We start from the raw sequence: 24014 nt of genomic DNA on the forward strand, positions 1-24014 counted from the left end.
CGCCCGAGTTCTTGGGCGGCGTTATTCTTTCCGAATATAGGAGTAAGACTATGTTTCAGCACTTCTTTTCGGACTATCTTGTTAAGCTTCAAGAAACCAATCATCAGTGGTGGCATGATTTCGAAGTCAACAAGGCAGTCGTGAATTCTCCTTTGAATAAGGCCATGCAAGAAGTGAACTTCGAAGACACGGCTAAACTGTTCGAACAAGCCGCCAATCAACCAGCTGCGATTTTAAAACTCCAAGCTGAGTGGTGGGAGCAACAACTGCAAATATGGCAGAACGTGGCGTTAGCTGGCAATCAGGCACAAATCATCGAAGCAGAGAAGGGCGATAAGCGTTTCTCTAACGAAGCTTGGCAAAACGAAGCGATGTACAGCTTCATCAAACAATCCTACCTATTGTTTAGTAAGACTTACCTCGACACTCTGGATTCTATTGAAGGGTTGGATGAGAAGACGAAAGAACGCATTACCTTCTTCTCTCGCCAAGCCATCAATGCACTCTCTCCTTCAAACTTTATCGCGACTAACCCAGAGCTGCTTAAACTGACGTTAGAGAAAAATGGTGAAAACCTTCTAACGGGTTTGGAAAAGCTGAAAGAGGACGTAGAGTCAAGCGCAGACATTCTGAAAGTACGAATGACAAACAACAATGCTTTCCGTGTTGGTGATGATGTGGCGACAACCGCAGGCGATGTTGTGTTTCAAAATGAGTTGTTTGAGCTCATTCAATACCGTCCTTTGACAGAAAAAATCAATGCAACGCCACTGCTTATCGTCCCGCCGTTTATCAACAAATACTACATCCTTGATCTAACGGCAAAGAACTCTATGGTTCGTTGGTTGTTAGAGCAAGGCCACAGCGTGTTTATGATGTCCTGGCGCAACCCAGGTAAAGAGCAAGCTCAAGTTGAGTTTGGTGACTACGTGACGGAAGGCGTCGCCAAAGCAGTTACGGCCATCGAAGACGTAACGGGCCAAGAGCAGATAAATGCGGCTGGTTACTGTATTGGTGGTACGGTCTTGGCCAGTACCGTGGCGTACTATGCTGCGAAACGTATGAAGAAACGCATTAAATCTGCAAGCTTCTTTACCACTCTACTGGACTTCTCTCAGCCGGGCGAAGTAGGGGCGTACATCAACGATACCATCATCAGTGCAATTGAGACGCAAAACAACGCGAAAGGTTACATGGATGGCCGCTCACTCAGCGTTACCTTCAGCCTATTACGCGAGAACAGTCTGTACTGGAACTACTACGTGGACAATTACCTCAAAGGCAACAGCCCTGTAGACTTTGATCTTCTGTACTGGAACAGCGACAGCACCAATGTGAGCGCTGCTTCCCACAACTTCTTATTGCGTGAACTCTATCTAGAGAACAAGCTTGTTCAAGACAAGGGCGTGAAGATCGGTGGCGTCTGGATCGATCTGAATAAGATTAAGATCCCGAGCTACTTTGTATCGACCAAAGAAGACCATATCGCATTGTGGCAAGGAACCTATCGTGGTGCACTCAATACTGGCGGCAATAAGACCTTTGTGTTGGGTGAGTCTGGTCATATCGCGGGGATCGTTAATCATCCTGCTAAAAATAAGTATGGCTACTGGTTAAACGACAACCTTGATGATTCTGCTGATGAATGGTTTAACAATGCTAACCATCAGGAGGGTTCTTGGTGGACACACTGGCATCAATGGTTAATGCAGTTCAACCCAGAAGAGCAGGTCGAACCGTTCCCAGTTGGTTCTGAGCAAAATCCGGCTATTGATGAAGCTCCGGGTCAATACGTTCGACAAGTTCTGCCTATTAAAGAGTCCTAAACTGCTCCTCACAGCAGTATTATTTGGCGGCCTATAGGGTCGCCTTTTTTATCTGTGTTACTTCTCTTAGATCACTTCTAATTCGTTGACCCCAAATAGCCTTAGATTGAACCGTAGGGAAGGTGATTAGTTTGGGTGGGTTGTATATGGAGAGCAATAACCAAAGCGCACTCTTTGCCCGTTAGAAAGAAAAAACGCCAAGCAGTTGCTTGGCGTTTTCCGTCAACAAAATAGGCAAAAATGTCGACTCGCTAGAGGCTAATTACACCTCTTTATCCTTACCTAGTGAAAGTAGCCATAGAGAGACTGCTGCGACCCCCACAAAGCCGGAAAGAATAATAAATGGCATTGCGCTGTATCCAAGGAAATGCCAAATGAAGGATTCAAGATTACTCATCGTCCGTATTTCTCCTTATTGCCAGCCTTCAACACCGTGCATGTCTGGCAGTTTATGTGCAATACCTTTGTGACAGTCTACACACGTTTTATCGCCATTTGCGAGTGCTGTTGAGTGTTGTTTTGCACTTCGTGAACCTTGTTCTGAGAAGTCCATGTATTCAAACTCGTGACAGTTACGACACTCTAAAGAGTCGTTCTTCTTCAAGCGAGCCCATTCTCGCTCCGCGAGGTGTGCGCGGCGAGCTTGGAATTTTTCAGGAGTATCGATGGTCTTCGTCACATAGTGAGCAAATAGCTCCTTGGATGCCTGAACTTTACGTACGATTTTATCTGTCCATTCGTGCGGTACGTGACAATCTGAACAAATTGCACGAACACCAGAACGGTTAGAATAGTGAATCGTTTCTTGAATTTCTGCAACGATAGGGGCGTGACAGCCAGAACAGAACTCTTCCGTGTTGGTTGCCTCCATCCCGGTGTTAAATGCGCCCCAGAATAGAAGACCACCAGCAAACCCCAAGAATAATACTACGCCAACCGCAGCTTTACTCGGGCTTGTTAGCCTCTTCCAAAACGCTTTCAATAATTTCATAGATAGCCTCTTATCTTTCCACGCAGCACTTATTTCAGTGCGTCAACGCTCTTGAATTCGTTTTCAACAAGCGGCTTAGCATTAGCTTGAGGAACGTGACACTGCAAACAGAAGTAACGACGTGGTGACATGTCTGCAAGTACAGCATCGTCACGGTTAACGTAGTGGGTCACACTGATTTTGGTAGCGCCCATTTCTTTCGCGTTTTTCCAGCTATGGCATGAAAGACATTTGTTTGCGTTTAGAGAAACTTCGTACCCACGGATGTTATGTGGGATCAATGGTGGTTGGTATACGAAGCTGCTATCAAGAACTTGTTCGCGAGGGAACTTCTTGAAATCATCAGCAGGGCGAGTGTCCTCAAGCTGAGAAGCGCCGCGCAATGAATCTAGACCACCAGTACCACCTGGATTATCAAGTTCTGCAAACACGCTACCACTGATCAGGGCACCTACTGACAAAAGTGCAACAAGTAATTTTTTCATCTTACAATCTCCGCCTTATGGCTTAATTCTTTATTTGGCCGCTGCGGACAGCGGCCATGCAATCGAGGTATGAGTATTAAGCGATCTTAGTGATCTTGACTGGACACTTCTTAAAGTCTGTCTGTTTAGACAGTGGGTCAGTCGCATCAAGGATGAGCTTGTTAATCAAAATACGAGCATCAAAGAATGGTACGAATACCAAGCCTTTTGGTGGACGGTTACGGCCGCGAGTTTCTACACGTACGCGAACTTCGCCACGTTTGTTTGCCATCAGAACTTCTTCACCACGGCGAACGTTGCGAGCTTTAGCGTCATCAGGGTGCATGTAACACACCGCATCTGGAACCGCTTTGTATAGCTCAGGGACACGGCGCGTCATTGTACCTGTGTGCCAGTGTTCAAGAACACGGCCAGTACATAACCACATGTCAAACTCTTCATTTGGTACTTCCGGTGGCGCTTCGTATGGTGCAGAGATGATCAATGCTTTGTTATCTGGCTTACCGTAGAAGTCCCAACCAGAGCCAGCTTTCGCATATGGATCTGAGCCTTCTTTGTAACGCCATAATGTCTCTTTACCATCAACCACAGGCCAGCGTAGACCTCGTACGGTGTGGTAAACGTCATACGGTGCTAGATCGTGACCATGGCCACGGCCGAACGTTGCGTACTCTTCAAACAGACCTTTTTGGATGTAGTAACCGAAGTGGTGTGCGTCATCATTTAGTTCACGAGCTTCTTCAATTGGGAACTGGTCTACCTGACCGTTCTTGAAGAGCATGTCGTACATGGTTTTACCACGGTATTCCGGTGCTTTAGCTAGTAGTTCTTCTGGCCACACTTCTTCCATCTTGAAGCGTTTTGAAAATTCCATTACTTGCCATAGGTCAGATTTCGCTTCACCTACCGTACCCACTTGTTGATACCAAGCTTGAGTACGACGTTCTGCGTTACCATATGCACCTTCTTTCTCGATCCACATCGCGGTAGGAAGGATAAGGTCACCAGCTTGCGCGGTTGCTGTTGGGTATGGGTCAGATACGACGATGAAGTTTTCTGGGTTACGGTAACCAGGAAGACGTTCAGCATTGATGTTAGGACCAGCTTGCATGTTGTTGTTACATTGAACCCAGTAACAGTTCAATACACCATCGTTCAACATGCGGTCTTGCAGTACCGCGTGGAAACCTGGTTTTGGTGGAATAGTGCCTTCTGGCAGCTTCCAGATACCTTCTGCAATTTTACGGTGTTTAGGGTTAGCAACAACCATGTCAGCAGGTAGGCGGTGCGCGAACGTACCAACTTCACGAGCTGTACCACATGCTGATGGCTGGCCTGTTAGTGAGAATGGGCTGTTGCCCGGAGTTGCAATCTTACCGGTCAGTAGGTGGATGTTGTAAACCAAGTTGTTCATCCATACACCACGAGTATGTTGGTTCATACCCATCGTCCATAGGGACATGACTTTTGTGTTTGGATCCGCGTATTGCTTCGCTAGCTCGATCAGTTTTTCAGGTGCAACACCTGAAAGCTCTGATGCTTTTTCTACAGTGTAAGGCGCAACCGATGCTTTGTACTCTTCAAAGCTGATCGGGCTCATTTTGCCTGAGTTTGGATTTTTCGCCGCTTTTTGTAGTGGATCGTCATCACGTAGACCGTAACCAATATCAGTGTCAGCTTGGGTGAAGTTAGTATGTTTATTTACAAAATCCCAGTTCACTGCATCATTTTCGATGATGTAGTTTGCGATGAAGTTAGCAATCGCTAGGTCAGACTGAGGATTGAAAATGTAGCCGTGATCTGCCAACTCAAATGAACGGTGGTAGTAAGTAGAAAGCACGTTCACTTTAACGTGAGGGTGGCTTAGGCGACGGTCAGTAATACGAGTCCAAAGTACAGGGTGCATTTCTGCCATGTTTGAACCCCAAAGAACGAATGCATCAGCGTTCTCGAAGTCATCGTAACAACCCATTGGCTCATCGATACCAAATGCACGCATGAAGCCAACTACAGCAGATGCCATACAGTGACGTGCGTTAGGGTCGATATTGTTAGAGCGGAAACCTGCTTTCATCATTTTTGCAGCAGCGTAACCTTCCATTACGGTCCATTGGCCAGAACCGAACATACCCACGCTAGTTGGGCCTTTTTTCTCTAGAGATGCTTTCCATTTCTCCGCCATGATGTCGAAAGCAGCGTCCCAAGAGATCGGTGCGAAATCACCGTTCTTATCATATTTACCATCTGTCATACGCAGCATTGGCGTAGTCAGACGATCTTGGCCATACATGATTTTTGAAAGGAAGTAACCTTTGATACAGTTCAGGCCTTTGTTTACCGGTGCTTCAGGATCACCCTGTGTTGCTACTACTTTACCGTTTTGAGTACCAACAAGAACAGAACAGCCTGTACCACAGAAACGACAAGGCGCTTTGTCCCATGTGATTTTGGTTTGATCAGAGCTTGCAATCAGGTTTGTTGCAGAAGCTGGTAGTGTAATACCTGCGACAGCAGCAGCTGATGCAGCCGCGTTTGCTTTCACAAACGCACGTCTTGTCATTTTCATACTTCACCCTCAATTTGGGAATGTTGTGTTCCAGTGTCTTTTTCGTCCGTTTCTTCTAGCCCAGTTTCGATTTGGTGATAAACCAAAACCGTGCTCAAGACATTCGGTAAATTATTAATCGCATCGATAGTGTCTGTGATGAAACCTTGGTTCTCTGTTTCAAGCACAACGATGATTTTGCCTTCAGGACTGTCGCCGTAGATTTCCGCATTTTCATATGTTTCGATCTGGGTTTTCGTCTCTGCTAAATGTTCAGGCAGAACATGCACTACCAGACTTGAAATATGCACTTCGTTTAGTGACATACGTCTCTCTCGTTTTATTGCCTTTCACCGACCACTGACGGTTCAGGCTGTTATATTGCTCACATTGATGGATGAAGTAGGGCACACTGAAACGCATGCGCCGCAGCCGTTACACTCATCAAGGTCTAAATTTGGTTGTGCTACCTTGCCCAGTTCCAATTTGAACCGGATTGCCATTGGGTCACACATGTCCCCGCAGCTTCGGCACTCGACATTTTGCTTAGCTAAACAACTATCGGTGATGCTCGCTTTTGCCTGCCATGGCTGTTCTGTTTCTGATAAGAACAAGGGTTCAGGACAAACATTGGCGCATTGATAACAAAAAGTGCATTCATCGATAGAAAAGTCGACCGCAGGAAATCCACCGTCGCTTTTGATTATAATTTTGGTTTCACATGCCTCGACGCATTTACCGCAACGAGTGCAGTCGTCTGTAAACTGCGTTGGCTTCGCTATCCAAGGAAGACGTAAGGAATTATCCTGTTGCGTTTTTCTAGCAAAAAGTCTTCTTCGAGAAAGGTCTACCACTTAGTCACCTCAAAATTAGAAACCCAAACTAAGCATAGTCCACAATTTCATTAATAAACTGTCATTTAAGTACACGAAATTGTAGTTTTTGACATATATCTATAAATACCTCTTAGGGGGTAATTCGAATGCAATATTGTTTTGGATCAATAAATTCCAACGCAGGTGATCACATATTGATAAAGTTGAAAGATAATACGTGTTGTATAAAGGCAAACATGGTTATCAAATGAGCGGAGTTCAGAGTTGTTTAAAAATGTGAAAAAGTCAGTAACACGTACAATTGCATCTGCCATGATGTTGATTTTACTTCTTTCTGTGGCGACTACTGGCTTTGCTATTTTCACTTTAGCATCAAGCTTGAACGATGCAGAGGCAGTAAACGTTGCTGGTTCAATGCGAATGCAGAGTTATCGGTTAGCTCATGATATTCAAAGTGAATCTGTTGATTATTCTTCACACATTGATTTATTTGAAGCTTCAATCTATTCACATTCTATGAGAGCGCTTCAGCATTGGACGGTGCCCGAAGACATCACAAAAGACTATTACCGGCTGATTCTGCGTTGGCATGAACTTAAATCGGTATTAAAGAGCCAAGATCGGACTCAATACTTGGTTTTAGTCGCTGGTTTTGTTCAACAAATTGATGCCTTTGTTTTTAAGCTACAAAACTATTCTGAGCAAAAACTCATCAACCTAGCATGGATTGGTGGATTGGGGCTTGGCGGGATTCTGTGCGCAAGCATGTTTGTTGTGCATTTTATTCGGTTAGAAGTGGTAAGGCCGTTACGCGCTTTGGTAGCGGCAAGTGAGCAGATTAAAAACCGCTCATTTGATGTGTCTCTCAATGTATCAAGTGACAATGAGATGGGCATTTTAACCCGAACATTCAATCGGATGGCGATGGATCTAGGCAATTTGTATCGTGGTCTCGAAAAAGCGGTTGATGAGAAAACTCGCAAGTTACAACACGCAAATCAGTCGCTCCAAGTACTCTACGATTCGTCAAAAGAGCTGACGGCGTCACGTATTCATCAAGAAAATTTTCAGGCGATTTTACAACATATTGCAAGTTTGGAAGGAATTCGTGCAGTTAAGCTTGAAATTGACCAAATTGGTGAGCCAAATTGGATACTGACTGAAGGGGAAAAGTGCCGACACGGTTGTGATACCGATTGTCACAGTGAGACATTAACGTTAGATGGTGAGCATCTTGGTTATTTACATTGGAAAGCCGGATTACCTTGCCCAAATGAAACATTGATTGGCAACTTTGTCCAAATTTTATCTCGTGCGGTATATTACAATCGTGCGCAGCGACAAGCCGAGCAGTTGTTGTTGATGGAAGAGCGAGCAACCATTGCCCGAGAGTTGCATGACTCTTTAGCACAGGCTTTGTCTTATTTAAAAATACAAGTCTCGTTGCTTAAACGCAGTGTGAAGAATATTCCCGATGAGAAAGCGATAGCCCAAACCAATCAGGTGATTGCTGAGCTTGATACCGGATTGTCAGCCGCGTACACCCAATTACGTGAACTTTTGACCACCTTCCGTCTTACCATCAAAGAAGGCAGTTTTGGGCAAGCGCTTCAAGAAATGGTCGCGACGTTAGACGAACAAACAACAGCGGAAATCTCTTTGAATAATAAGCTTTCATCAACGGAATTAGACGCGCATCAACAGGTGCATCTACTACAGTTGATCAGAGAAGCGACAATAAATGCGATAAAACACGCTCAAGCTAAGAATATTAAGATCCAATGTCTTGATTCTGGTGGGAAAGTCACAGTGACCGTAGCCGATGATGGTATAGGCTTTGATCAACAGAACGAGAAATTAAATCATTATGGTATGAGTATCATGCAAGAACGTGCTGCAAGATTGCACGCAGACCTCAGTGTAGAGGCGGCAAAGAACGATGGTTGTATCGTGAGACTAGAATTCCAACATAGTAAGGAAGTAAACATTGACAGTGTGTAAAGTAATGCTGGTGGATGATCACCCACTCATGAGACGTGGTATTCATCAGTTGCTAAGTTTTGAGTCAGACTTTGAAGTTATCGCAGAGGCCAGTAGTGGTGCGGATGCGGTCGCAAAAGCTCACGAACTCGAGCTGGATTTGGTGCTTCTGGATCTGAATATGAAAGGTATGTCCGGGTTGGACACGCTTAAAGCACTTCGTGCCGATGGTTGTGAAGCTCGCATTGTAATCCTGACGGTTTCTGATAGCCCTGCGGATATTGAAGCGATTGTGCGTAGCGGAGCAGACGGATACTTACTAAAAGATACCGAACCAGATGAATTAGTTGAGCTACTAAAACAAGCACATGAAGGTGACAAGGCCTACAGCCAAGCGGTTGCGAAATACTTGAACGAGCGTTCAGGACAAGAGGATGTGTTTGACTCGCTGACCGATCGCGAGACGCAGATCCTACAAGAGGTAGCACGTGGCTTCCGTAATAAACAGATCGCAGATCGCCTGTTTATCTCTGAGTCGACGGTAAAAGTACACATGAAGAGTCTACTCAAAAAGCTGAAAGTACCTTCACGTACTGCAGCAACCGTGCTTTACCTAGAGCGCTTTGGTGAAATAAAGTAACTTACTCTGAGTGCTTTAGATGCAAAAACCGCCCAAATTTAGGCGGTTTTTTTATTTGTCTGGGCGAATAGAGTACAAATCGCTGTTGTATTTACCGCACTCTAAATAGTAATGATGTGCCGCTTTTTTATCTTCCGCGACCACTCTCATACTGTGTATTTTCCCCTGTTCAAAGTAACGAATTTCGTACTCTACAATCGTATCAAGTTGCTCAGCAGCAGCCATGCTACGCCTCCATAAACTATCCTGTTGTTATTGATGCAATTTATATGCCATTTAAGGAACGCCGTCTCGTTCATGTTTTGGCCGATAATTGCGCACTAACTCACTTTTTTGCGGATAGTTGTGATAAAAAAGTTAATTTCAAACTCTATATACTACGAGGGTGGCAAAAAGACTTTGCCATACTGACGAAAGTTTGCCGCAATACTAAGTGATTTAGGGTGAGTATAGAACTTAATCAATAAAAAAGGGAATATGGATCGGTGATGAAATTTAAAAGTTTATCCAATAAAGCGGTTCGATATGGATTTGTATTGATATCTATTGTGTTGTTAGCCGGATGTGCAAAAAAGTTTTTATACAGCAATATAGATTGGGTTGTGATTGAATATTTAGACGATTACGTTTCTCTTGATGGAGAGCAAGAGTCGTTGCTTGAAGAGCGTATTTTATTACTGGCCGATTGGCATAAAGAGGAAGAATTACCTTTATATATCGATCACTTAAAACAATTAGAGTCACTGAATAAAGACAACGTGACGCTAGAGTCATTGCAAGCGAACCGAGATCAAATGCGAGACCACTACCAACGTCTCGTCTCGAAAGCCGCGCCGGACCTCTTCTCGCTGAGTATGCAGTTAGACACTAAGCAAGAATCGGAGTTTGTCGACAGTGTAAAAGAGCGTTACAAGGAAAGAGATGAAAAATACGCAGGGAAAACGGAACAAGAGCTGCGAGAAATTGTCTTAGAGAATACAGAAGAGTGGATGGAAGAGTGGCTTGGTAAATTATCTAACCAGCAAAAAGTGCGCGCGAAACAACTTTCTAAAGAGGTGATTATAAATAGTCCGTTATGGCGAGATTACCGCTCGTCAATAATTCAGGAGTTAGAGTACCTTTTCGAAAATAAAACCAACACGGTTGTTTACCAGCAGGTATTCATGAAGCTCTTATTCGAGCCGGAAAGTTATTATAGTGATCAATTGAGGGACAATATTGATCGTAATATCGAACTGACGGATCAATTCACTCTAGATATATCCCAATCGATGAGTGACAAACAATGGCGACATTTTCATGGCAAAATTCGTGAATGGCGTGAGCTTGCTGAAGAACTACTGAATTAATACTCGATAAAACAACCTGTTAGTGTGAGTGCTGGTAGGGCATACCAGCACTTTCTGATGAAAAACTGATTCAAAGCAAATTCTTATTGTGGCATGAGCGTAACATGGCTTGTCGAACCATGTTGGATAGGATCCTCGCACTCCCATGTATCCCTTGTGCGGGCCTTCACCAAAACAATGAGAATAATTATGAAGCATTTAGTTGAAAGATTTCTTCGCTACGTCACGTTCGATACTCAATCTAATCCCCACGAATCAGCTTGCCCAAGCAGTGGCGGGCAACTTGTATTTGCTCAGCAGCTTAAAAAAGAAATGATTGAACTCGGTTTAAGCAATGTGACCTTGAGTGACAATGGTTACCTAATGGCAAAATTACCGTCGAATGTTGATTACGCTGTGCCTGCTATCGGTTTTATTGCTCACATGGATACCGCGCCTGATGCTTCAGGCAAAAACGTAAATCCCCAGTTTATTGAAGATTACCAAGGCGGTGATATCGCTCTTGGTCTAGGTGATGAAGTGCTTTCTCCGGTGCAGTATCCAGATCTGCATGAACTTCATGGCCACAACCTAATTACCACTGACGGCACAACGTTGCTTGGCGCTGACAACAAAGCGGGTATTGCAGAGATTCTATCTGCCGTTGCTATGTTGATCGAAAACCCAGAAATCCCACACGGTGATATTTGTATCGGCTTTACTCCCGATGAAGAGATTGGTCGCGGTGCTGATTTGTTCGATGTAGAAAAGTTTGGCGCGCAATGGGCATACACTATCGACGGTGGCCCTCAAGGAGAATTGGAATACGAAAACTTCAACGCAACCAGTGCAGACGTTATTTTCCATGGCGTAAGTGTTCATCCAGGCACTGCTAAAGGTAAACTGGTTAACGCGATGAACTTGGCTGCGAAATTCCAAGTGCAGATGCCAGAAGATCAAACGCCAGAAACGACAGAAGGCTACGAAGGTTTCTTTCATCTTAAATCTGGTGAACTTGGTATCGCCCGCAGTGAGCTAGGTTACATCATCCGTGATTTCGATCGTGAAGGACTTGAAAGTCGTAAAGCCTTTATGCAGAAGCTAGTCGATGACATGAACGCGGGGCTGAAGCATGGCTCGGTTGAATTGAAGTTAACTGACAGCTATTACAACATGCGAGAGATGGTAGAGCCTTACCCTCACATTATCGAACTCGCTAAATTAGCGATGGAAGAGTGCGATGTAGAGCCACTTATTAAACCGATACGCGGTGGTACAGATGGTGCGCGCCTATCATTTATGGGCTTACCTTGTCCGAACATCTTTACCGGCGGTTATAACTTCCATGGCATTCATGAATTTATCTCGGTAGAAATGATGGAGAAATCAGTACAAGTCATTGTGAAAATTGCTGAACTTACCGCGAAGAAGCATAGCTAAGTGTCACGCTAGATACAAAAATGTATGGTCCGCCCCGTTATTGCAACTACAATTAAGTAATAACGGAGTTGGTTTGCGCTAATGTATTCGGAGTCCACGTTGGGAACATTAACTTCCCGCTCCACGATGATATCCGCGCCAGATTATCCTTAAAAGCCCCAAAGCAACTAGGTGCTATTTTTGTATCAGGTTACTAATCTAGCCGTTCGACCGTTTTTGTCATCACGTTCATTGGCGTTGCAAACTTGGTTATGGCTATACAGCCTTAAAAGCTTGGCGGTGGTACAACACCGCCCAAGCTATTCTTGCTAGCTTATTGGCAAGTGCGACTACCACTACATTAAACGGCTTTGTTGCTCGTAAATTGACTAACCAATCTCCAAACACTTTTCCTGTTGTTTCTATCCTAGATAGCACGGACCTCGCTCCATGTATAAATAGAGCGCGAAGGTGTTTGTTCCCTCGTTTACTCATGCCTAATAACTTTGATTTGCCACCCGTTGAATACTGCCTTGGAACGAGTCCTAGCCATGCAGCCATCTCGCGACCTCCACCAAAGTTTGAAGGAGAACTGATATTGGCCACACACAACGTTGCTGTTAAATCACCAATACCAGGAATACTCTTCAAAAGTTCGGCATTTTCATTATTTTCAGTAATCGCTTTCAGTTTTCTATCTTGAGTAGATACTTGCTCATTTAGGTATTTATAGTGCTCATGAATCGAGAGCAACTCAGCGACCAGACTCGGTGGTAGCTTTATATCTTGCTCGGCCAACCACTGAAATAGCGCTTTCATCTTGGCATGGCCTTTAGGAAAACTCAGCCCAAACTCAAGTAGTATTGCTCCAATTCGGCTCATACAAGCCGTTCGTTCTTTGATATAACCATCCCTCACTCGATGGATAGCTGCGATTACCTGAGCTTCCTCTGACTTGGCAGAGACAAATCTCATGCTTGGTCGACTCGCTGCTTCTGCTATCGCAGCCGCATCAATAAAGTCGTTCTTATTACCTTTGACGTAAGGTTTTACATATTGAGGCGGGATAAGTCGAACTCGATGCCCATAGGCTTCACACTTTCTCGCAAGCCAGTGAGCACCACCACAGGCTTCAAAAGCGATGATGGTAGGTTCAAGTACAGATAAGAAACGGAGTAGTTGGCTTCGACTAAACTTACGGCGAATAACGTCTTTGCCAGTGTGATTGTTGCCAACCGCATGAAAGCAGTGCTTGCCTAAATCGATACCTAAGATGTGAATGGTAGACATATGGTTCACCTCGTTCTGAGAGCCTACTCTAAGCGTAGGGCTTGAGAGTGAGGCGGACCATATAATTAGCCCAGACAGTGTCTGGGCTTTCTTATTTTTTGGCGTCTTAATCAGAATTAGCGAACATCTTTTTCTTCAATGTCGCTTATTGGTAACCAGTTTACTTCAACGCCTGCTTGGTCAAACATATCTTGGCTCACTTGAATCTTGTCACCCCATCGAGACAAAAAGTCTTCTGATTGTTCTGGACAGCTTACTCGAGCGATCCCGGTTTGGATGATCTTTGCTGCGCAGTTTGGACAAGGGAAGTGGGTTACCCAAATATCACAACCGTCTAAATCGCGTTTAGAGAACAGAATCGCATTCTCTTCTGCGTGTAGTGTTTTGAGGTATTTTAGCTCACGTTCATCTGTATCAACGCTGTCAGACACGCCATGTGGGTAGCCGTTGAAGCCTACCGAAACAATGCGGTTCTGTTTAGTGATTACCGCACCGACCTGTGTAGATGGGTCTTTACTCCAAGACGCCACTAACTCAGCCATTTGGTAAAAACGTTTCTCCCATTTAGAAATCATACTCATCCTCGGTCGAAAGCTTTGAATTAATTGCATGATAACCCATTCTGTTTAAAAAAATAGTCAAATCATGCTTCCTCTCAACGAAGTTTTCACTTTATTAACTCATATAACAATGATTGCGTAAAAAAATGGCAATGATGAAGTGAGTTACCAAGATGATTTTCATGTTAAACCACGAACATGATCGCAACATTTTTAGCGCCATTATTACTATGTTTGCGAGTCGTTTCATCAGCTTACACTTTGAAACACATTCCCTTATTTCTCTTGAAGTTTTCGGACAAAGCTCCCTGTAAGGTTAGGGTATTGTCAATTGAATCCTGTTCTATAAAGACGGTATATACATGCAAAAGAAACCACTCGTCGCATTAATGGCGGCAACAGCTATCCTCGCGGGATGCGGAGAAGCAAACAATGCCCAGAAGGGGAGCCAAGCTCCTCTTGTTGTGACTCAGGATGTCACAATTATCGACTACCAGCCGAGTAAATCTTACATCGGCCGCATTGAAGCAGTAGAAGATACGAATATTACGGCACAAGTCTCCGGCTACCTCGAAGCTCGCCATTTTGACGAAGGTCAAATGGTCGAAAAAGGGGCGCTGTTGTACTCCATAGAGCCTTCTTCTTTCGAAGCTCAAGTGGCGAGCGCTAAAGCGGCACTAGCTCAAGCGAAAGCAGCATTGAAAAAAGCGGAGCTTGATCACCAACGCGGTAAAAACTTGCTTCCTCGTGGCAGTATTTCGCAATCCGAGTTTGATGCATTAACGGCAACGTTACTTGGTGCTCGTGCTGAATTGGAAGCCGCAAATGCACAGCTTAAACTGGCGGAAGTTAACCTTTCTTATACGCAAATCCGAGCGCCATTTAGCGGTCGCATCAGTGACAGTAAAGTAAGTACGGGCGATCTACTTTCTCCATCTTCTGGCATCCTAACGACACTGGTTAGCTTAGACCCAGTACATACTTCATTCAGCGTGAGCGAACGTGAGCGTTTAACGCTTGGAATGGATCGTATCAAAGGTGATGGGAGTGCTGAGTCGAGTGGGGTAGAGGTTCAACTTGAACTTGAAAACGGCGAGTACTTCGAGCATCTCGGTCAGTTGGATTTCTTGGGTAACCGTATCAATACTCAGACGGGTACGATTGCTATGCGTGCTTTGGTGCCAAACCCAGAACAGAAATTACTTCCTGGTCAGCATATTAAAGTGAACTTGCGTGATAAAAACGCGAAAGACGTGATTGTTGTGCCACGTCGTGCGGTTCAAACTGACCTCGAAGGTGACTTCGTTATGGTGACGGCAGAAGGTAATGTTGCTGAACGTCGCAATGTGAAGCTTGGTCCACAAGTCGAGCAGGGCATCATCATTAATGAAGGTCTAGAACAGGACGATACGGTCATTACACAAGGTCTGCAACGTGTGCGTAACGGCGTAGAAGTGCGCATTCAAGCACCTGCTGAAGACAAGCAGTAGGAGGCGGAATGTTAAGTCGTTTCTTTATACAAAGACCAAAGTTTGCACTGGTAATTTCGATCATTTTGACGTTGGCAGGTGCCATCTCTTTAGCGATCCTACCCGTTGCTGAATATCCTAAAATCAGCCCGCCATCGGTGAGCGTGACGGCGTTTTACACTGGCGCGAGTGCCGAAGTGGTTGAACAGGCGATAGCCGACCCCATAGAGACCTCCGTCAATGGCGTAGAAAACATGATTTACATGTCTTCGAAAAGCGCGAATGATGGTTCGTACAGCCTAAATGTCACCTTTGATGTAGGCACAGACCCAGACATGGCTCAGGTTAACGTGCAAAACCGAGTGTCACAGATTGAGTCCAAGTTGCCTCAAGAAGTGCGTATGGTCGGTGTCACGGTGAAAAAGCGTTCTCCGGACCTGTTGATGGTTCTGAACTTCTACTCGCCAGATGGTAAGTATGATGACAAGTTCCTTATCAACTACATCAACCTGAACGTGAAAGACCAGTTAGCGCGTGTTAAAGGCATCAGTGAAGTTAACGTTATCGGTGGCGGTGAATACGCAATGCGTGTTTGGTTGGACCCAGAGAAGATGGCCAACCTCAACCTAACCACGAGCGACGTATACGCTGCGTTAGCTGAACAAAACGTTCAAGTTGCTGCGGGACGTGTTGGCGCTGCGCCTTACAATAATCCGCAAGAAGTTCAGTTTAACCTAGTGACCAAAGGTCGTTTGGAAAGCGTGAGTGAGTTCGAAGACGTGGTTCTTCGTGCTAATTCAGACGGTTCAACGGTGTACCTGAAAGACGTTGCTCGTGTTGAACTTGGTAAAAAGTTCTACGACGGTAACGGTAAGTTCCGTGGTCAAGACGCTTCTATCGTGGCGCTGTCTTTGCAATCGGATGCGAATGCACTAGAAAGTGGTAAGGCGGTCATGGACTTGCTGGATCGCCTAAGTACGAACTTCCCTGAAGGTATGGCTTACGAAACCAGTTACGATACAACCGTATTTGTTGCCGAATCGATTAAGGGCGTTGTCAAAACGCTGATTGAAGCAATCTTGCTGGTAATCGCAGTGACTTATCTGTTCTTGGGGAGTGCGCGTGCAACCTTAATTCCAGTGGTGGCCATTCCGGTGTCACTTATTGGTACCTTTGCCATCATGCAGGCCACAGGCTTCACCATAAACACAGTAACGCTGTTTGGTTTGATTCTCGCTATCGGTATCGTTGTAGATGATGCGATTCTGGTTATCGAAAACGTGGATACCACGATGGCGAAAGACCCGAGTATTTCACCGCGTAAAGCAACCTTGATCGCAATGAAAGAGGTGACGGGTCCAATTGTTACGTCGACTTTGGTTCTATTAGCAGTATTCCTTCCAGTTGCCATGCTTCCGGGTATCACTGGCATCATGTATCGTCAGTTTGCACTGACCATCTGTATTTCAGTTGTTATTTCCTCGATTAACGCATTAACACTGTCTCCAGCGTTATGTTCGTTGGTATTGAAACAGGGTGGTGGCAACACGGCAAACTGGTTCCAAGCGTTTAACCGTGGTCTTGAGCGAGTGACTGCGCGCTATGGTCAAATTGCGGGCTTCCTAGTGAAGAAGTCGATCCTACTGATCACCTTCTTCTTTGTTGCGGTTGCTGCAGTAACCTTCTTTGCGAAAACGACGTCAACGGCGTTTGTACCCCAAGAAGATAAGGGCATCTTGCTGGTTAACGTGCAACTTCCAGATTCCGCTTCGCTTTCTCGTACTGAGGAAGTGACAAATGATCTGATGAAGATGGTGGAACAGGAACCGGGCGTGGATGGTGTTACCGTTGCGAATGGTTACTCATTCATGACAGGTGCCGCAGCATCAAACGGTGCGTCTCTGTTTATCAAACTGCATGATTGGGATTCGCGAAATGGTTTAGATGGAGAGCACTCTGCCAATGCGATTGCGAACCGTATTAACGGTCGAGCTGCAATGGAGCTTCCTCAAGCTATCGTCTTTGCCATGGGACCACCTGCGGTTCCGGGTATGGGTGCGGCATCTGGTTTTGAATTCGTACTTGAAGATACGCTAGGCCGCAGCCGTACAGACCTATCAATGGTTATGGGCGAGATGATTCAGGCTGCTAACCAAGCGCCTGAAATTGCTTACACTTTCAGTACGTTCCGTGCCAACGTTCCGCATTACTACGTCGACATTGACCGTGAAAAAGCGCAACAGTTAGGCATCCCACTGTCGTCTATTTTCCAAACTCTACAAGGTAACCTTGGTTCACTTTACGTGAATGACTTTACCATGTTCGGTAAGAACTTCCGCGTAACCATGCAGGCAGACAGTGAACACCGTAGCAGCATGGAAGATTTAGAGCGTTTCCACGTTCGTTCTTCTGGTGGTGATATGGTGCCGTTGAGTACGCTAGTGAGTTATGAGCAAGTGTTTGAACCGGATGTAGCATGGCGATACAACATGTACCGCAGTGCCATTATCCAAGGTCAGCCAGCTCCGGGTTACTCAAGTGGTGATGCCATTGCAGCAATGGAACGCGTTGCGGCAGAAGTTCTGCCACAAGGTTACACTTACGAATGGACGGGCATGGCCTACCAAGAGGTGCTAGCGGGTAACCAAGCGATTTATGCGTTTGCGTTGGCGTTGATCTTCATTTATTTGTTCATGGTTGCGCAATACGAAAGTTGGACGATTCCACTTGCAATTATCCTAGTGGTGCCAGTAGCGACGTTGGGGTCCTTCCTCGCATTGAACCTAACAGGCACACCTCTCAACTTGTACGCGCAGATAGGTCTCGTCCTACTCATAGCGCTCGCGGCGAAGAATGCAATCCTTATTGTGGAATTCGCCAAGCAGGAGCGTGAAGAGAAAGGTGTGGATATCGATAGTGCGGCTGTTCAAGGTGGTAAACTGCGTTTCCGTGCGGTGAACATGACTTCTTGGTCGTTCATCTTGGGTATCTTCCCGCTGATCTTTGCGGCGGGTGCAGGTCACGTGAGTCAGAATTCGTTGGGTATCTCGTTGATAGGGGGGCTACTCTGCGTGCTGCTAGCAGGTACTTTCTTGATACCAGGCTTCTACGCATTGGTACAGAGAAAGCGTGAGAAAATTCATGGCGGAAGTACCAAGCTTGTTCCTCTTGATGATGAATAAACGCTGAGTTCACTCTGAAAATAAAAAGCCCGATGCATGTGAGTGCCTCGGGCTTTTTGTTGATGTTGATAGTGAAAAGGCATCAGTTGCCAAGCTCTTGGCGCTTGCTCCAACCTTCGACGTTTTCATATGGGCTCAAATCTTGTGACGCTAGGTCGAAGTTATTGAGCACTTTAAACATCCCTATACTCTCACTAGGATGAAGGTAGAGCGAAACTGGCGTATTCACAGAATGCTTAGTGATTGTTGCTGTCTATACGTCGCGTGTCTTAAATTTAGCGACGGCATCGTCCATATCATGAGCTTGTGCAGAAACCGAGTTCACCTCGTGCAAACATTCTTGGGCTGACTGCATGTTATTTTCGGAAATTACATTCAGTTCGGTTATCGAATCACTGACTTGGTTCATCACAATGCCTTGCTCTTCAATAGCTGATGCGATGCGCTCCGAGTTGCCTTGAATCGCGTTCATGTCGGCAATGATTTGTTGTAAGCTTGAATCCAATTGTCCTGATGCCGATAGGGTTTGTTGCCCTTGGTCATTACATTGATCAATATCTGAAACCACCATCGACATTTGCGATTGAATGTCTGACACCACGCGAGTAATCTCCTCTGTCGATTGATGTGTGCGGCTTGCCAATGCACGAACCTCATCTGCAACGACCGCAAAACCGCGTCCTTGTTCGCCAGCACGCGCCGCTTCAATTGCTGCGTTGAGAGCAAGTAGATTAGTTTGTTCTGCAATGTCTTGGATGATGTTGACTGCACCACCAATTTTCGCAACGTGTTCGTTCAAAGAACCAATCGATTGTTGGCTATTAGACAGAATGCCCGTTAACTGGCCGACATTCGTTACTGTAGTCTCGACGACAGTACGACCTTGTTCTGCGTTGCTTGCGGCTTGATGGACGCCCTCTACAGCGACGGATGTGCTTTCTGAAATCTCTCCAATTGTCGCCACCATTTGCTGTACAGCGGTTGCCATAGAAGAGGTGTGGTCAGCTTGTGCGTGGAATTGCTCCATCACACCTTCAAGTTCGCGGTGCATATTGTCTGTGCTAGCAGATAACTGTGCGGACTTTTCTTGGGTGCCATGGATTAAGTGTTCTAGTTTATCTAATAGATCATTTAAGTGGTGACTAATGTCTACCAGCTCATCTTTGCCTTTTAGCTCAGAACGTAAACCCATATTGTTGCTTTCACTGATGTTTTTTATCGTGGCTAATAAGCTGCTGACTCGTAAGTTAATAGACCGAGATATCTGCATAATAAGGGCAAATATCACCACCAAAACCAGCACAGTGATGCTTTGCTTCACGATAGCATTCTGAGTATCGCGTTCTTGAGCCGCATTGGTCAGTGCTGAAGAGAACGTCTTAAATTGTTCTTCCACAGTATGAGAGAGGGCACGAGTCTCGCCCAATAAACCTTTATTGTAAGCAACGCCTATGGTTCGTTTCTGAGCGGAAAGCTGACGCGCACTCTCAATCAATGCTGGTACATATAAGCCTTGTAATATGCTCTCATTAACTTCGCCTGCTTTTACGAGTTCATCGAATTGAGTCAAAGCGATCACTTGTTCGTGATTAGCGGTTATCTTGGCTTCAGACAGCGCTTGCTGATACGGTGCAAGCAACCCGCTTTGGTCATCCAATCCGAAACGTTCATAGGCCGCTACAAGTTTTTGAAAGCCAGCTTGATAAGATAATAGGTCTTGTTTGAATTGGTGGCTAGAAGGGAGGTCATAACGGCTAAGAATGCCTGCCAATTCTTGTTCGGTACTAAGGAACTTATCAACGTTTCCGTCAAACTTACCAAGGTATTTGTTGTTGCCGCGTAATAAAAAGTCCTTTTCGTTACGGCGAAGGTTGAGTAATCGGATTTCCAAATCTCCGACGAGTTTAATCGCGTGGTTGAGCTCTTGGCTTTGGTTAGCAAAGTGTGACGAGGTGGCCAACAGGGTGACGATACCCAAAATGGCGATCACTCCTAGGGAGTAGAGCTTGTGCCTGATAGTCATAAAGCTTGTCCTGAATAGTTGACTAAAGTAAGGAGCCCAAAAAGGTTCCCAATGGTTAGCTCTGACGTTTTTAGTACAGCACTCTTTGGCGTTGCTGTTTTTTTGTCGCTTGCTTGTTTTTACTATCAAGTCTGCGACGTTGCGAAGCGCGTGTTGGTTTGGTTTTAATACGCTTCTTATCCGTCCGGCTAGCAGATTGGATTAACGCTTGTAATCGGTTTAATGCGTCTTCTTTGTTCTGCTCTTGCGTCCGAAATTGTTGTGCTTTGATGATGATCACTCCCTCTTTGGTGATCCGGCTATCTGACAACGCAAGTAACCGCTCTTTATAGAAATCCGGCAATGTGGAATGACGTACATCAAAGCGCAAATGTATCGCGGACGATACCTTATTAACGTTTTGCCCACCATTTCCTTGAGCGCGGATGGGGGATAATTGGATTTCCCAGTCTTGAATTGTGACGGAGTTCGAAATTTTGAGCATGTTTACTAAATGCCAATATGGTTTGTTGCAATGGCTGATAAATTACCACTAGAGATGTATAAATAGAAGAATTGACATGAACACGATAGATTTAAGCCCCTACAAAGGTCTGATTTTCGATATGGATGGCACATTGATTGATACCATGCCAGCGCACTTGGCCGCTTGGCAAGCAACAGCCGATCGATTTGACTTCCCATTTCATCAAGACTGGTTACACAGCTTAGGTGGAATGCCAAGCTTCAAAATTGTAGGTGAAGTGAACCGTGAGCATGGTTTGTCTCTCGATCCTGAAACTGTCTCTCGTTTCAAGATGGAAACCTTTGCAGAGATGGAACTGCATGGCGAAATCATTTCCTGCACCAATACGGTTCTTGACCAATACTTTGGCGAAAAGAAGATCGCGGTTGGGACTGGCAGTCAACGTGACAGTGCACTGCGATTACTGACGAAAGCGGGTATCTTGAAGAAGCTAAACGCAGTCGTGACGGCTACTGACGTAGAAAATCACAAACCCTTCCCAGACACTTTTCTGATGGCAGCAAAACAGCTTGGCTTAAACGCGAAAGAGTGTGTGGTATTTGAAGATACCGAGCTTGGCAAAAAAGCCGCTCATGCCGCGGACATGGATTGTGTCATGGTGGAAGGGGATAAACTGGTATTTTACCCGAAAGCTTAATACAGCTAATCACTTTGAGATTACTTGGGTATAGCTTTATCTGATAGAAAAAACGCCGCGATAATCGCGGCGTTTTTGTTTTAATTTTATTTTCTGTTTTCGAAATTCAACCCAGATAAATAAAAACTGTATTGTGAAGATAGTCAAAATATCAATCTGATAATAAAGTAATATACTCAGACTCTCTATAATTGTTATTTTTAATTATTACAATCCTTAAAAGGATGCATTATGAAGATCTCACAAAAGGTTTTTGTTGTTTCAGAAAATCCTGAGTGGTCTGAGTTGGTTATTGCGGGTCTTTCACACAGTTTTAAAGCTTATACATTTTTTATTGAAACTTCTGTCAATAAACTTTGGGGATTGAGTGAAAATGATCTGGTTATTTATGATCGTTCTACGCTAGGAAATCCATCTCTTCATTTAATTTCTCCAATTACACGTGGAGGGGCTTGGATACTTGTGAATGCAAATCAACAAGACTTAGAAGGTGTTAAGGGGCTGATTTCTTTGGGGTGGTGTGGCTTGCTTGAGTCAGATATGACGTTAGAACTTCTCCATAAAGCCACAAGGATGGTTACCTCTGGTCAGCTTTGGTTTAGTCGAGAGGCAATGTCTTATTCCTTGAGAAACATCGTAAGAGGGCAATCAAATACTGGCCTGTCCATGGAAGTTCTTGGTACGAAATATGAGTTGTCGGGGAAAGAGCAAAAAGTATTCTTATATTTAGTTCAAGGTTATTCTAATAAGGAAATTGCGGTTCAAATGAACGTAAGTTTAAGCACAGTTAAAACTCATGTATCACATATTTTATGTAAAACAGGGAAGCAGAGTCGTAATCAGCTTGGTGCTTTAATGATGGAGTAATTGTTGTTTTTATTGTTCTAAATCAATTTTATTTTTTTATGATACTTTCCTCATTCTTTATTTCATTATTGCTGGTCAGATGACCGATAGGAAAAAAGTTAATAAGGCGTACATTTATCTCGTCTACTTAATTCAACTTTTGGTCTAAACCGCAGGAATAAATGTAAAGGAGAACAATCATGAAACGTTTAGCAGGTTTTGCAGCAATGGCGTTACTTTTATCGGCTGGTGCCATTGCGAACCCTTGGGTCGTTGGGTCTGACGAAGGTCGTGCAGACTTTTATGTCAAGTTCAAAGGTGAAGTGCCTAAGCGTTGTGAAATGATGACTTACGGCAATTTGGACGTCATTAATTTCGACTTGACCAAATCATCTGACACCAAAGAATTTGGCTTTAAAACATGGTGCAACTCATACGGTACTAAAGGCATTGTCCAAGTTGACCCGTTCGGTTTTACCAACAGTAATGAAGATGAAATTCCAATGGAGTACAGCTTCAATGGTGAAACTAAGCTAAAAGACAAAGGGATTGACACTACCGTTGCTCGTATCCATCAAGTTGTTGAAATTAGTAACAACCTAGATAAAACGATGACTGATGAGCACAAGCTTTCAATTACCTCTAAACCTCAAGCTGGTGCGCGTTGGGGTGAATACAGCGGCGCGATGTATGTGACTCTATTCCACATGTAGAAAGGAATGTGCTGAGGGAGGCTCTGCCCATCCCTCAGCCATTATGTTGTATGAAAACACTTCGAATATTATTTCTTATCTTGATTTACATGCCAGCCCAAGTGTTGGCTTTTGAGCTTTTTCCTATGGTGCAATTTCTTTCCGATTCAGGGAAAGAGACGACGGTATTTTTTAAGGTAACCAATACCTCTCTTGCTCCTCTGCCTATCGAAGTGACTGGTGTTAAGCGATTGGTCGAATTCAACAATGAAGAGTCGCTTCTTGAAACCGGTGACTTGATGATCTTTCCACCGCAAGTTCTTATTCAACCGGGGAAATCTCAGACCATTAAAGTGCAATATATTGGTGCACCTAAGGGTGTGGCAGAATCCTATCGCTTGATCGTGAGCCAATTGCCACTCAAAGCGAATGAAGTTGAGAAAGATGCCATACAGATGTTGTTCCGAATCGGAGCGCTTGTATTTGTGTCTCCACAAGATGCGCAAGACCATTATTCTAGCGAAATCATTGTGTCCAATGGCAAGAAGCCGAACCTGAAAATTAGCAATACAGGTTCAAGTGTTATTGAGCTAAACAAACACACTTATTCGGTTGATTGGCAAGGTCAGACTAAGCGTTGGGACTGGGAACAATTAGAACCGGTTCTGCCGATGCAATATCTCGTACCAAATCAGAAAGTTCTGGTGAACGTCGAGTCACTTCTTGTGAACTAACGACC

At 44.7% G+C, this 24014-nt stretch carries 22 protein-coding genes; 11 read left to right on the top strand and 11 right to left on the bottom strand.

Features of this window, described 5'->3' with window-relative positions; all coding sequences use genetic code 11:
- Window positions 1-50 precede the first annotated feature (50 nt).
- On the top strand, window positions 51-1826 hold the full coding sequence (gene phaC, locus ITG12_RS18010) for a class I poly(R)-hydroxyalkanoic acid synthase (RefSeq protein ID WP_038877613.1): 1776 nt from the start codon (window positions 51-53) through the stop codon (window positions 1824-1826).
- 262 nt (window positions 1827-2088) lie between these two features.
- Here the strand turns inward: phaC and ITG12_RS18015 are convergent, their stop codons facing one another.
- The 6 genes from ITG12_RS18015 to napF all read right to left on the bottom strand — a co-directional run bounded on the left by ITG12_RS18015 (window position 2089) and on the right by napF (window position 6701).
- A complete protein-coding gene (locus tag ITG12_RS18015) occupies window positions 2089-2223 on the bottom strand; it encodes a TIGR02808 family protein (protein ID WP_080869628.1) in 135 nt (44 codons plus the stop codon).
- Window positions 2224-2238: 15 nt separating this feature from the next.
- The gene (locus ITG12_RS18020; RefSeq protein WP_038877611.1) at window positions 2239-2817 is read right to left on the bottom strand and encodes a NapC/NirT family cytochrome c; all 579 of its coding nucleotides are present in this window, start codon (window positions 2815-2817) and stop codon (window positions 2239-2241) included.
- Between the two features lie 29 nt (window positions 2818-2846).
- Window positions 2847-3302, bottom strand: coding sequence for a nitrate reductase cytochrome c-type subunit (locus ITG12_RS18025; protein WP_038877609.1), 456 nt, complete (start codon window positions 3300-3302; stop codon window positions 2847-2849).
- A gap of 76 nt (window positions 3303-3378) precedes the next feature.
- Window positions 3379-5868, bottom strand: a complete 2490-nt coding sequence (napA, locus tag ITG12_RS18030) for a periplasmic nitrate reductase subunit alpha (RefSeq protein WP_038877605.1) — start codon at window positions 5866-5868, stop codon at window positions 3379-3381.
- A complete protein-coding gene (locus ITG12_RS18035) occupies window positions 5865-6173 on the bottom strand; it encodes a chaperone NapD (RefSeq protein ID WP_038877602.1) in 309 nt (102 codons plus the stop codon). The genes napA and ITG12_RS18035 overlap by 4 nt, the downstream gene beginning before the upstream one ends.
- Window positions 6174-6215: 42 nt before the next feature.
- On the bottom strand, window positions 6216-6701 hold the full coding sequence (gene napF / locus ITG12_RS18040) for a ferredoxin-type protein NapF (RefSeq protein WP_081634951.1): 486 nt from the start codon (window positions 6699-6701) through the stop codon (window positions 6216-6218).
- A 246-nt stretch (window positions 6702-6947) separates the two neighbouring features.
- Between napF and narQ the strand changes: the two genes are divergently transcribed.
- Window positions 6948-8684, top strand: a complete 1737-nt coding sequence (gene narQ, locus ITG12_RS18045; RefSeq protein ID WP_038877600.1) for a nitrate/nitrite two-component system sensor histidine kinase NarQ — start codon at window positions 6948-6950, stop codon at window positions 8682-8684.
- Window positions 8671-9303, top strand: a complete 633-nt coding sequence (locus tag ITG12_RS18050; protein ID WP_227740525.1) for a response regulator — start codon at window positions 8671-8673, stop codon at window positions 9301-9303. The genes narQ and ITG12_RS18050 overlap by 14 nt, the downstream gene beginning before the upstream one ends.
- Before the next feature lie 51 nt (window positions 9304-9354).
- Here ITG12_RS18050 and ITG12_RS18055 read toward each other — a convergent pair whose 3' ends face one another.
- Complete coding sequence (locus ITG12_RS18055) at window positions 9355-9528, bottom strand: hypothetical protein (protein WP_038867409.1); 174 nt, start codon at window positions 9526-9528, stop codon at window positions 9355-9357.
- Window positions 9529-9791: 263 nt separating this feature from the next.
- On the opposite strand from ITG12_RS18055, the gene ITG12_RS18060 reads away from it, so the two are divergent.
- Together ITG12_RS18060 and pepT are read left to right on the top strand one after the other, a co-directional pair.
- Window positions 9792-10652, top strand: a complete 861-nt coding sequence (locus ITG12_RS18060; RefSeq protein WP_038877598.1) for a DUF6279 family lipoprotein — start codon at window positions 9792-9794, stop codon at window positions 10650-10652.
- 189 nt (window positions 10653-10841) lie between these two features.
- A complete protein-coding gene (gene pepT / locus ITG12_RS18065) occupies window positions 10842-12071 on the top strand; it encodes a peptidase T (protein ID WP_038877596.1) in 1230 nt (409 codons plus the stop codon).
- 255 nt (window positions 12072-12326) lie between these two features.
- Here pepT and ITG12_RS18070 read toward each other — a convergent pair whose 3' ends face one another.
- Both ITG12_RS18070 and ITG12_RS18075 read right to left on the bottom strand, forming a co-directional pair.
- Window positions 12327-13340: an IS110 family transposase gene (locus tag ITG12_RS18070; RefSeq protein ID WP_102778931.1), complete on the bottom strand. Its 1014-nt coding sequence runs from the start codon at window positions 13338-13340 to the stop codon at window positions 12327-12329.
- 116 nt (window positions 13341-13456) lie between these two features.
- A complete protein-coding gene (locus ITG12_RS18075) occupies window positions 13457-13915 on the bottom strand; it encodes a cytidine/deoxycytidylate deaminase family protein (protein ID WP_038867415.1) in 459 nt (152 codons plus the stop codon).
- 347 nt (window positions 13916-14262) lie between these two features.
- Here ITG12_RS18075 and vmeY point away from each other — a divergent pair, with 347 nt between their 5' ends.
- The gene (gene vmeY, locus ITG12_RS18080; RefSeq protein ID WP_038867417.1) at window positions 14263-15390 is read left to right on the top strand and encodes a multidrug efflux RND transporter periplasmic adaptor subunit VmeY; all 1128 of its coding nucleotides are present in this window, start codon (window positions 14263-14265) and stop codon (window positions 15388-15390) included.
- 8 nt (window positions 15391-15398) lie between these two features.
- On the top strand, window positions 15399-18551 hold the full coding sequence (gene vmeZ, locus ITG12_RS18085) for a multidrug efflux RND transporter permease subunit VmeZ (RefSeq protein ID WP_038881822.1): 3153 nt from the start codon (window positions 15399-15401) through the stop codon (window positions 18549-18551).
- A gap of 253 nt (window positions 18552-18804) precedes the next feature.
- Here the strand turns inward: vmeZ and ITG12_RS18090 are convergent, their stop codons facing one another.
- On the bottom strand, window positions 18805-20574 hold the full coding sequence (locus ITG12_RS18090) for a methyl-accepting chemotaxis protein (protein WP_248874642.1): 1770 nt from the start codon (window positions 20572-20574) through the stop codon (window positions 18805-18807).
- Between the two features lie 70 nt (window positions 20575-20644).
- Window positions 20645-21058 carry an alternative ribosome rescue aminoacyl-tRNA hydrolase ArfB gene (gene arfB / locus ITG12_RS18095; protein WP_038867424.1) on the bottom strand — a complete coding sequence of 138 codons (414 nt, stop codon included), beginning with the start codon at window positions 21056-21058 and terminating at the stop codon, window positions 20645-20647.
- A gap of 76 nt (window positions 21059-21134) precedes the next feature.
- Between arfB and ITG12_RS18100 the strand changes: the two genes are divergently transcribed.
- The 4 genes from ITG12_RS18100 to ITG12_RS18115 all read left to right on the top strand — a co-directional run bounded on the left by ITG12_RS18100 (window position 21135) and on the right by ITG12_RS18115 (window position 24009).
- The gene (locus ITG12_RS18100; protein WP_038881819.1) at window positions 21135-21737 is read left to right on the top strand and encodes a beta-phosphoglucomutase family hydrolase; all 603 of its coding nucleotides are present in this window, start codon (window positions 21135-21137) and stop codon (window positions 21735-21737) included.
- Between the two features lie 231 nt (window positions 21738-21968).
- On the top strand, window positions 21969-22604 hold the full coding sequence (locus ITG12_RS18105) for a response regulator transcription factor (protein ID WP_038881818.1): 636 nt from the start codon (window positions 21969-21971) through the stop codon (window positions 22602-22604).
- A gap of 179 nt (window positions 22605-22783) precedes the next feature.
- Window positions 22784-23296 carry a hypothetical protein gene (locus ITG12_RS18110; protein ID WP_038881817.1) on the top strand — a complete coding sequence of 171 codons (513 nt, stop codon included), beginning with the start codon at window positions 22784-22786 and terminating at the stop codon, window positions 23294-23296.
- 50 nt (window positions 23297-23346) lie between these two features.
- Complete coding sequence (locus ITG12_RS18115; RefSeq protein ID WP_038881816.1) at window positions 23347-24009, top strand: fimbria/pilus periplasmic chaperone; 663 nt, start codon at window positions 23347-23349, stop codon at window positions 24007-24009.
- The last annotated feature ends 5 nt before the right edge of the window (window positions 24010-24014 follow it).

Origin of the sequence: Vibrio sp. ED002 (assembly GCF_023277445.1) — a bacterium.
GTDB lineage: Bacteria > Pseudomonadota > Gammaproteobacteria > Enterobacterales > Vibrionaceae > Vibrio > Vibrio jasicida.

Excerpts from the sequence above, each read along its gene's own strand:
- phaC (WP_038877613.1), top strand. The coding sequence starts at position 51 with ATGTTTCAGCACTTCTTTTCGGACTATCTTGTTAAGCTTCAAGAAACC.
- ITG12_RS18015 (WP_080869628.1), bottom strand. The coding sequence starts at position 2,223 with ATGAGTAATCTTGAATCCTTCATTTGGCATTTCCTTGGATACAGCGCA.
- ITG12_RS18020 (WP_038877611.1), bottom strand. The coding sequence starts at position 2,817 with ATGAAATTATTGAAAGCGTTTTGGAAGAGGCTAACAAGCCCGAGTAAA.
- ITG12_RS18025 (WP_038877609.1), bottom strand. The coding sequence starts at position 3,302 with ATGAAAAAATTACTTGTTGCACTTTTGTCAGTAGGTGCCCTGATCAGT.
- napA (WP_038877605.1), bottom strand. The coding sequence starts at position 5,868 with ATGAAAATGACAAGACGTGCGTTTGTGAAAGCAAACGCGGCTGCATCA.
- ITG12_RS18035 (WP_038877602.1), bottom strand. The coding sequence starts at position 6,173 with ATGTCACTAAACGAAGTGCATATTTCAAGTCTGGTAGTGCATGTTCTG.
- ITG12_RS18055 (WP_038867409.1), bottom strand. The coding sequence starts at position 9,528 with ATGGCTGCTGCTGAGCAACTTGATACGATTGTAGAGTACGAAATTCGT.
- ITG12_RS18060 (WP_038877598.1), top strand. The coding sequence starts at position 9,792 with ATGAAATTTAAAAGTTTATCCAATAAAGCGGTTCGATATGGATTTGTA.
- pepT (WP_038877596.1), top strand. The coding sequence starts at position 10,842 with ATGAAGCATTTAGTTGAAAGATTTCTTCGCTACGTCACGTTCGATACT.
- ITG12_RS18070 (WP_102778931.1), bottom strand. The coding sequence starts at position 13,340 with ATGTCTACCATTCACATCTTAGGTATCGATTTAGGCAAGCACTGCTTT.
- ITG12_RS18075 (WP_038867415.1), bottom strand. The coding sequence starts at position 13,915 with ATGATTTCTAAATGGGAGAAACGTTTTTACCAAATGGCTGAGTTAGTG.
- vmeY (WP_038867417.1), top strand. The coding sequence starts at position 14,263 with ATGCAAAAGAAACCACTCGTCGCATTAATGGCGGCAACAGCTATCCTC.
- vmeZ (WP_038881822.1), top strand. The coding sequence starts at position 15,399 with ATGTTAAGTCGTTTCTTTATACAAAGACCAAAGTTTGCACTGGTAATT.
- ITG12_RS18090 (WP_248874642.1), bottom strand. The coding sequence starts at position 20,574 with ATGACTATCAGGCACAAGCTCTACTCCCTAGGAGTGATCGCCATTTTG.
- arfB (WP_038867424.1), bottom strand. The coding sequence starts at position 21,058 with ATGCTCAAAATTTCGAACTCCGTCACAATTCAAGACTGGGAAATCCAA.
- ITG12_RS18100 (WP_038881819.1), top strand. The coding sequence starts at position 21,135 with ATGAACACGATAGATTTAAGCCCCTACAAAGGTCTGATTTTCGATATG.
- ITG12_RS18105 (WP_038881818.1), top strand. The coding sequence starts at position 21,969 with ATGAAGATCTCACAAAAGGTTTTTGTTGTTTCAGAAAATCCTGAGTGG.
- ITG12_RS18110 (WP_038881817.1), top strand. The coding sequence starts at position 22,784 with ATGAAACGTTTAGCAGGTTTTGCAGCAATGGCGTTACTTTTATCGGCT.
- ITG12_RS18115 (WP_038881816.1), top strand. The coding sequence starts at position 23,347 with ATGAAAACACTTCGAATATTATTTCTTATCTTGATTTACATGCCAGCC.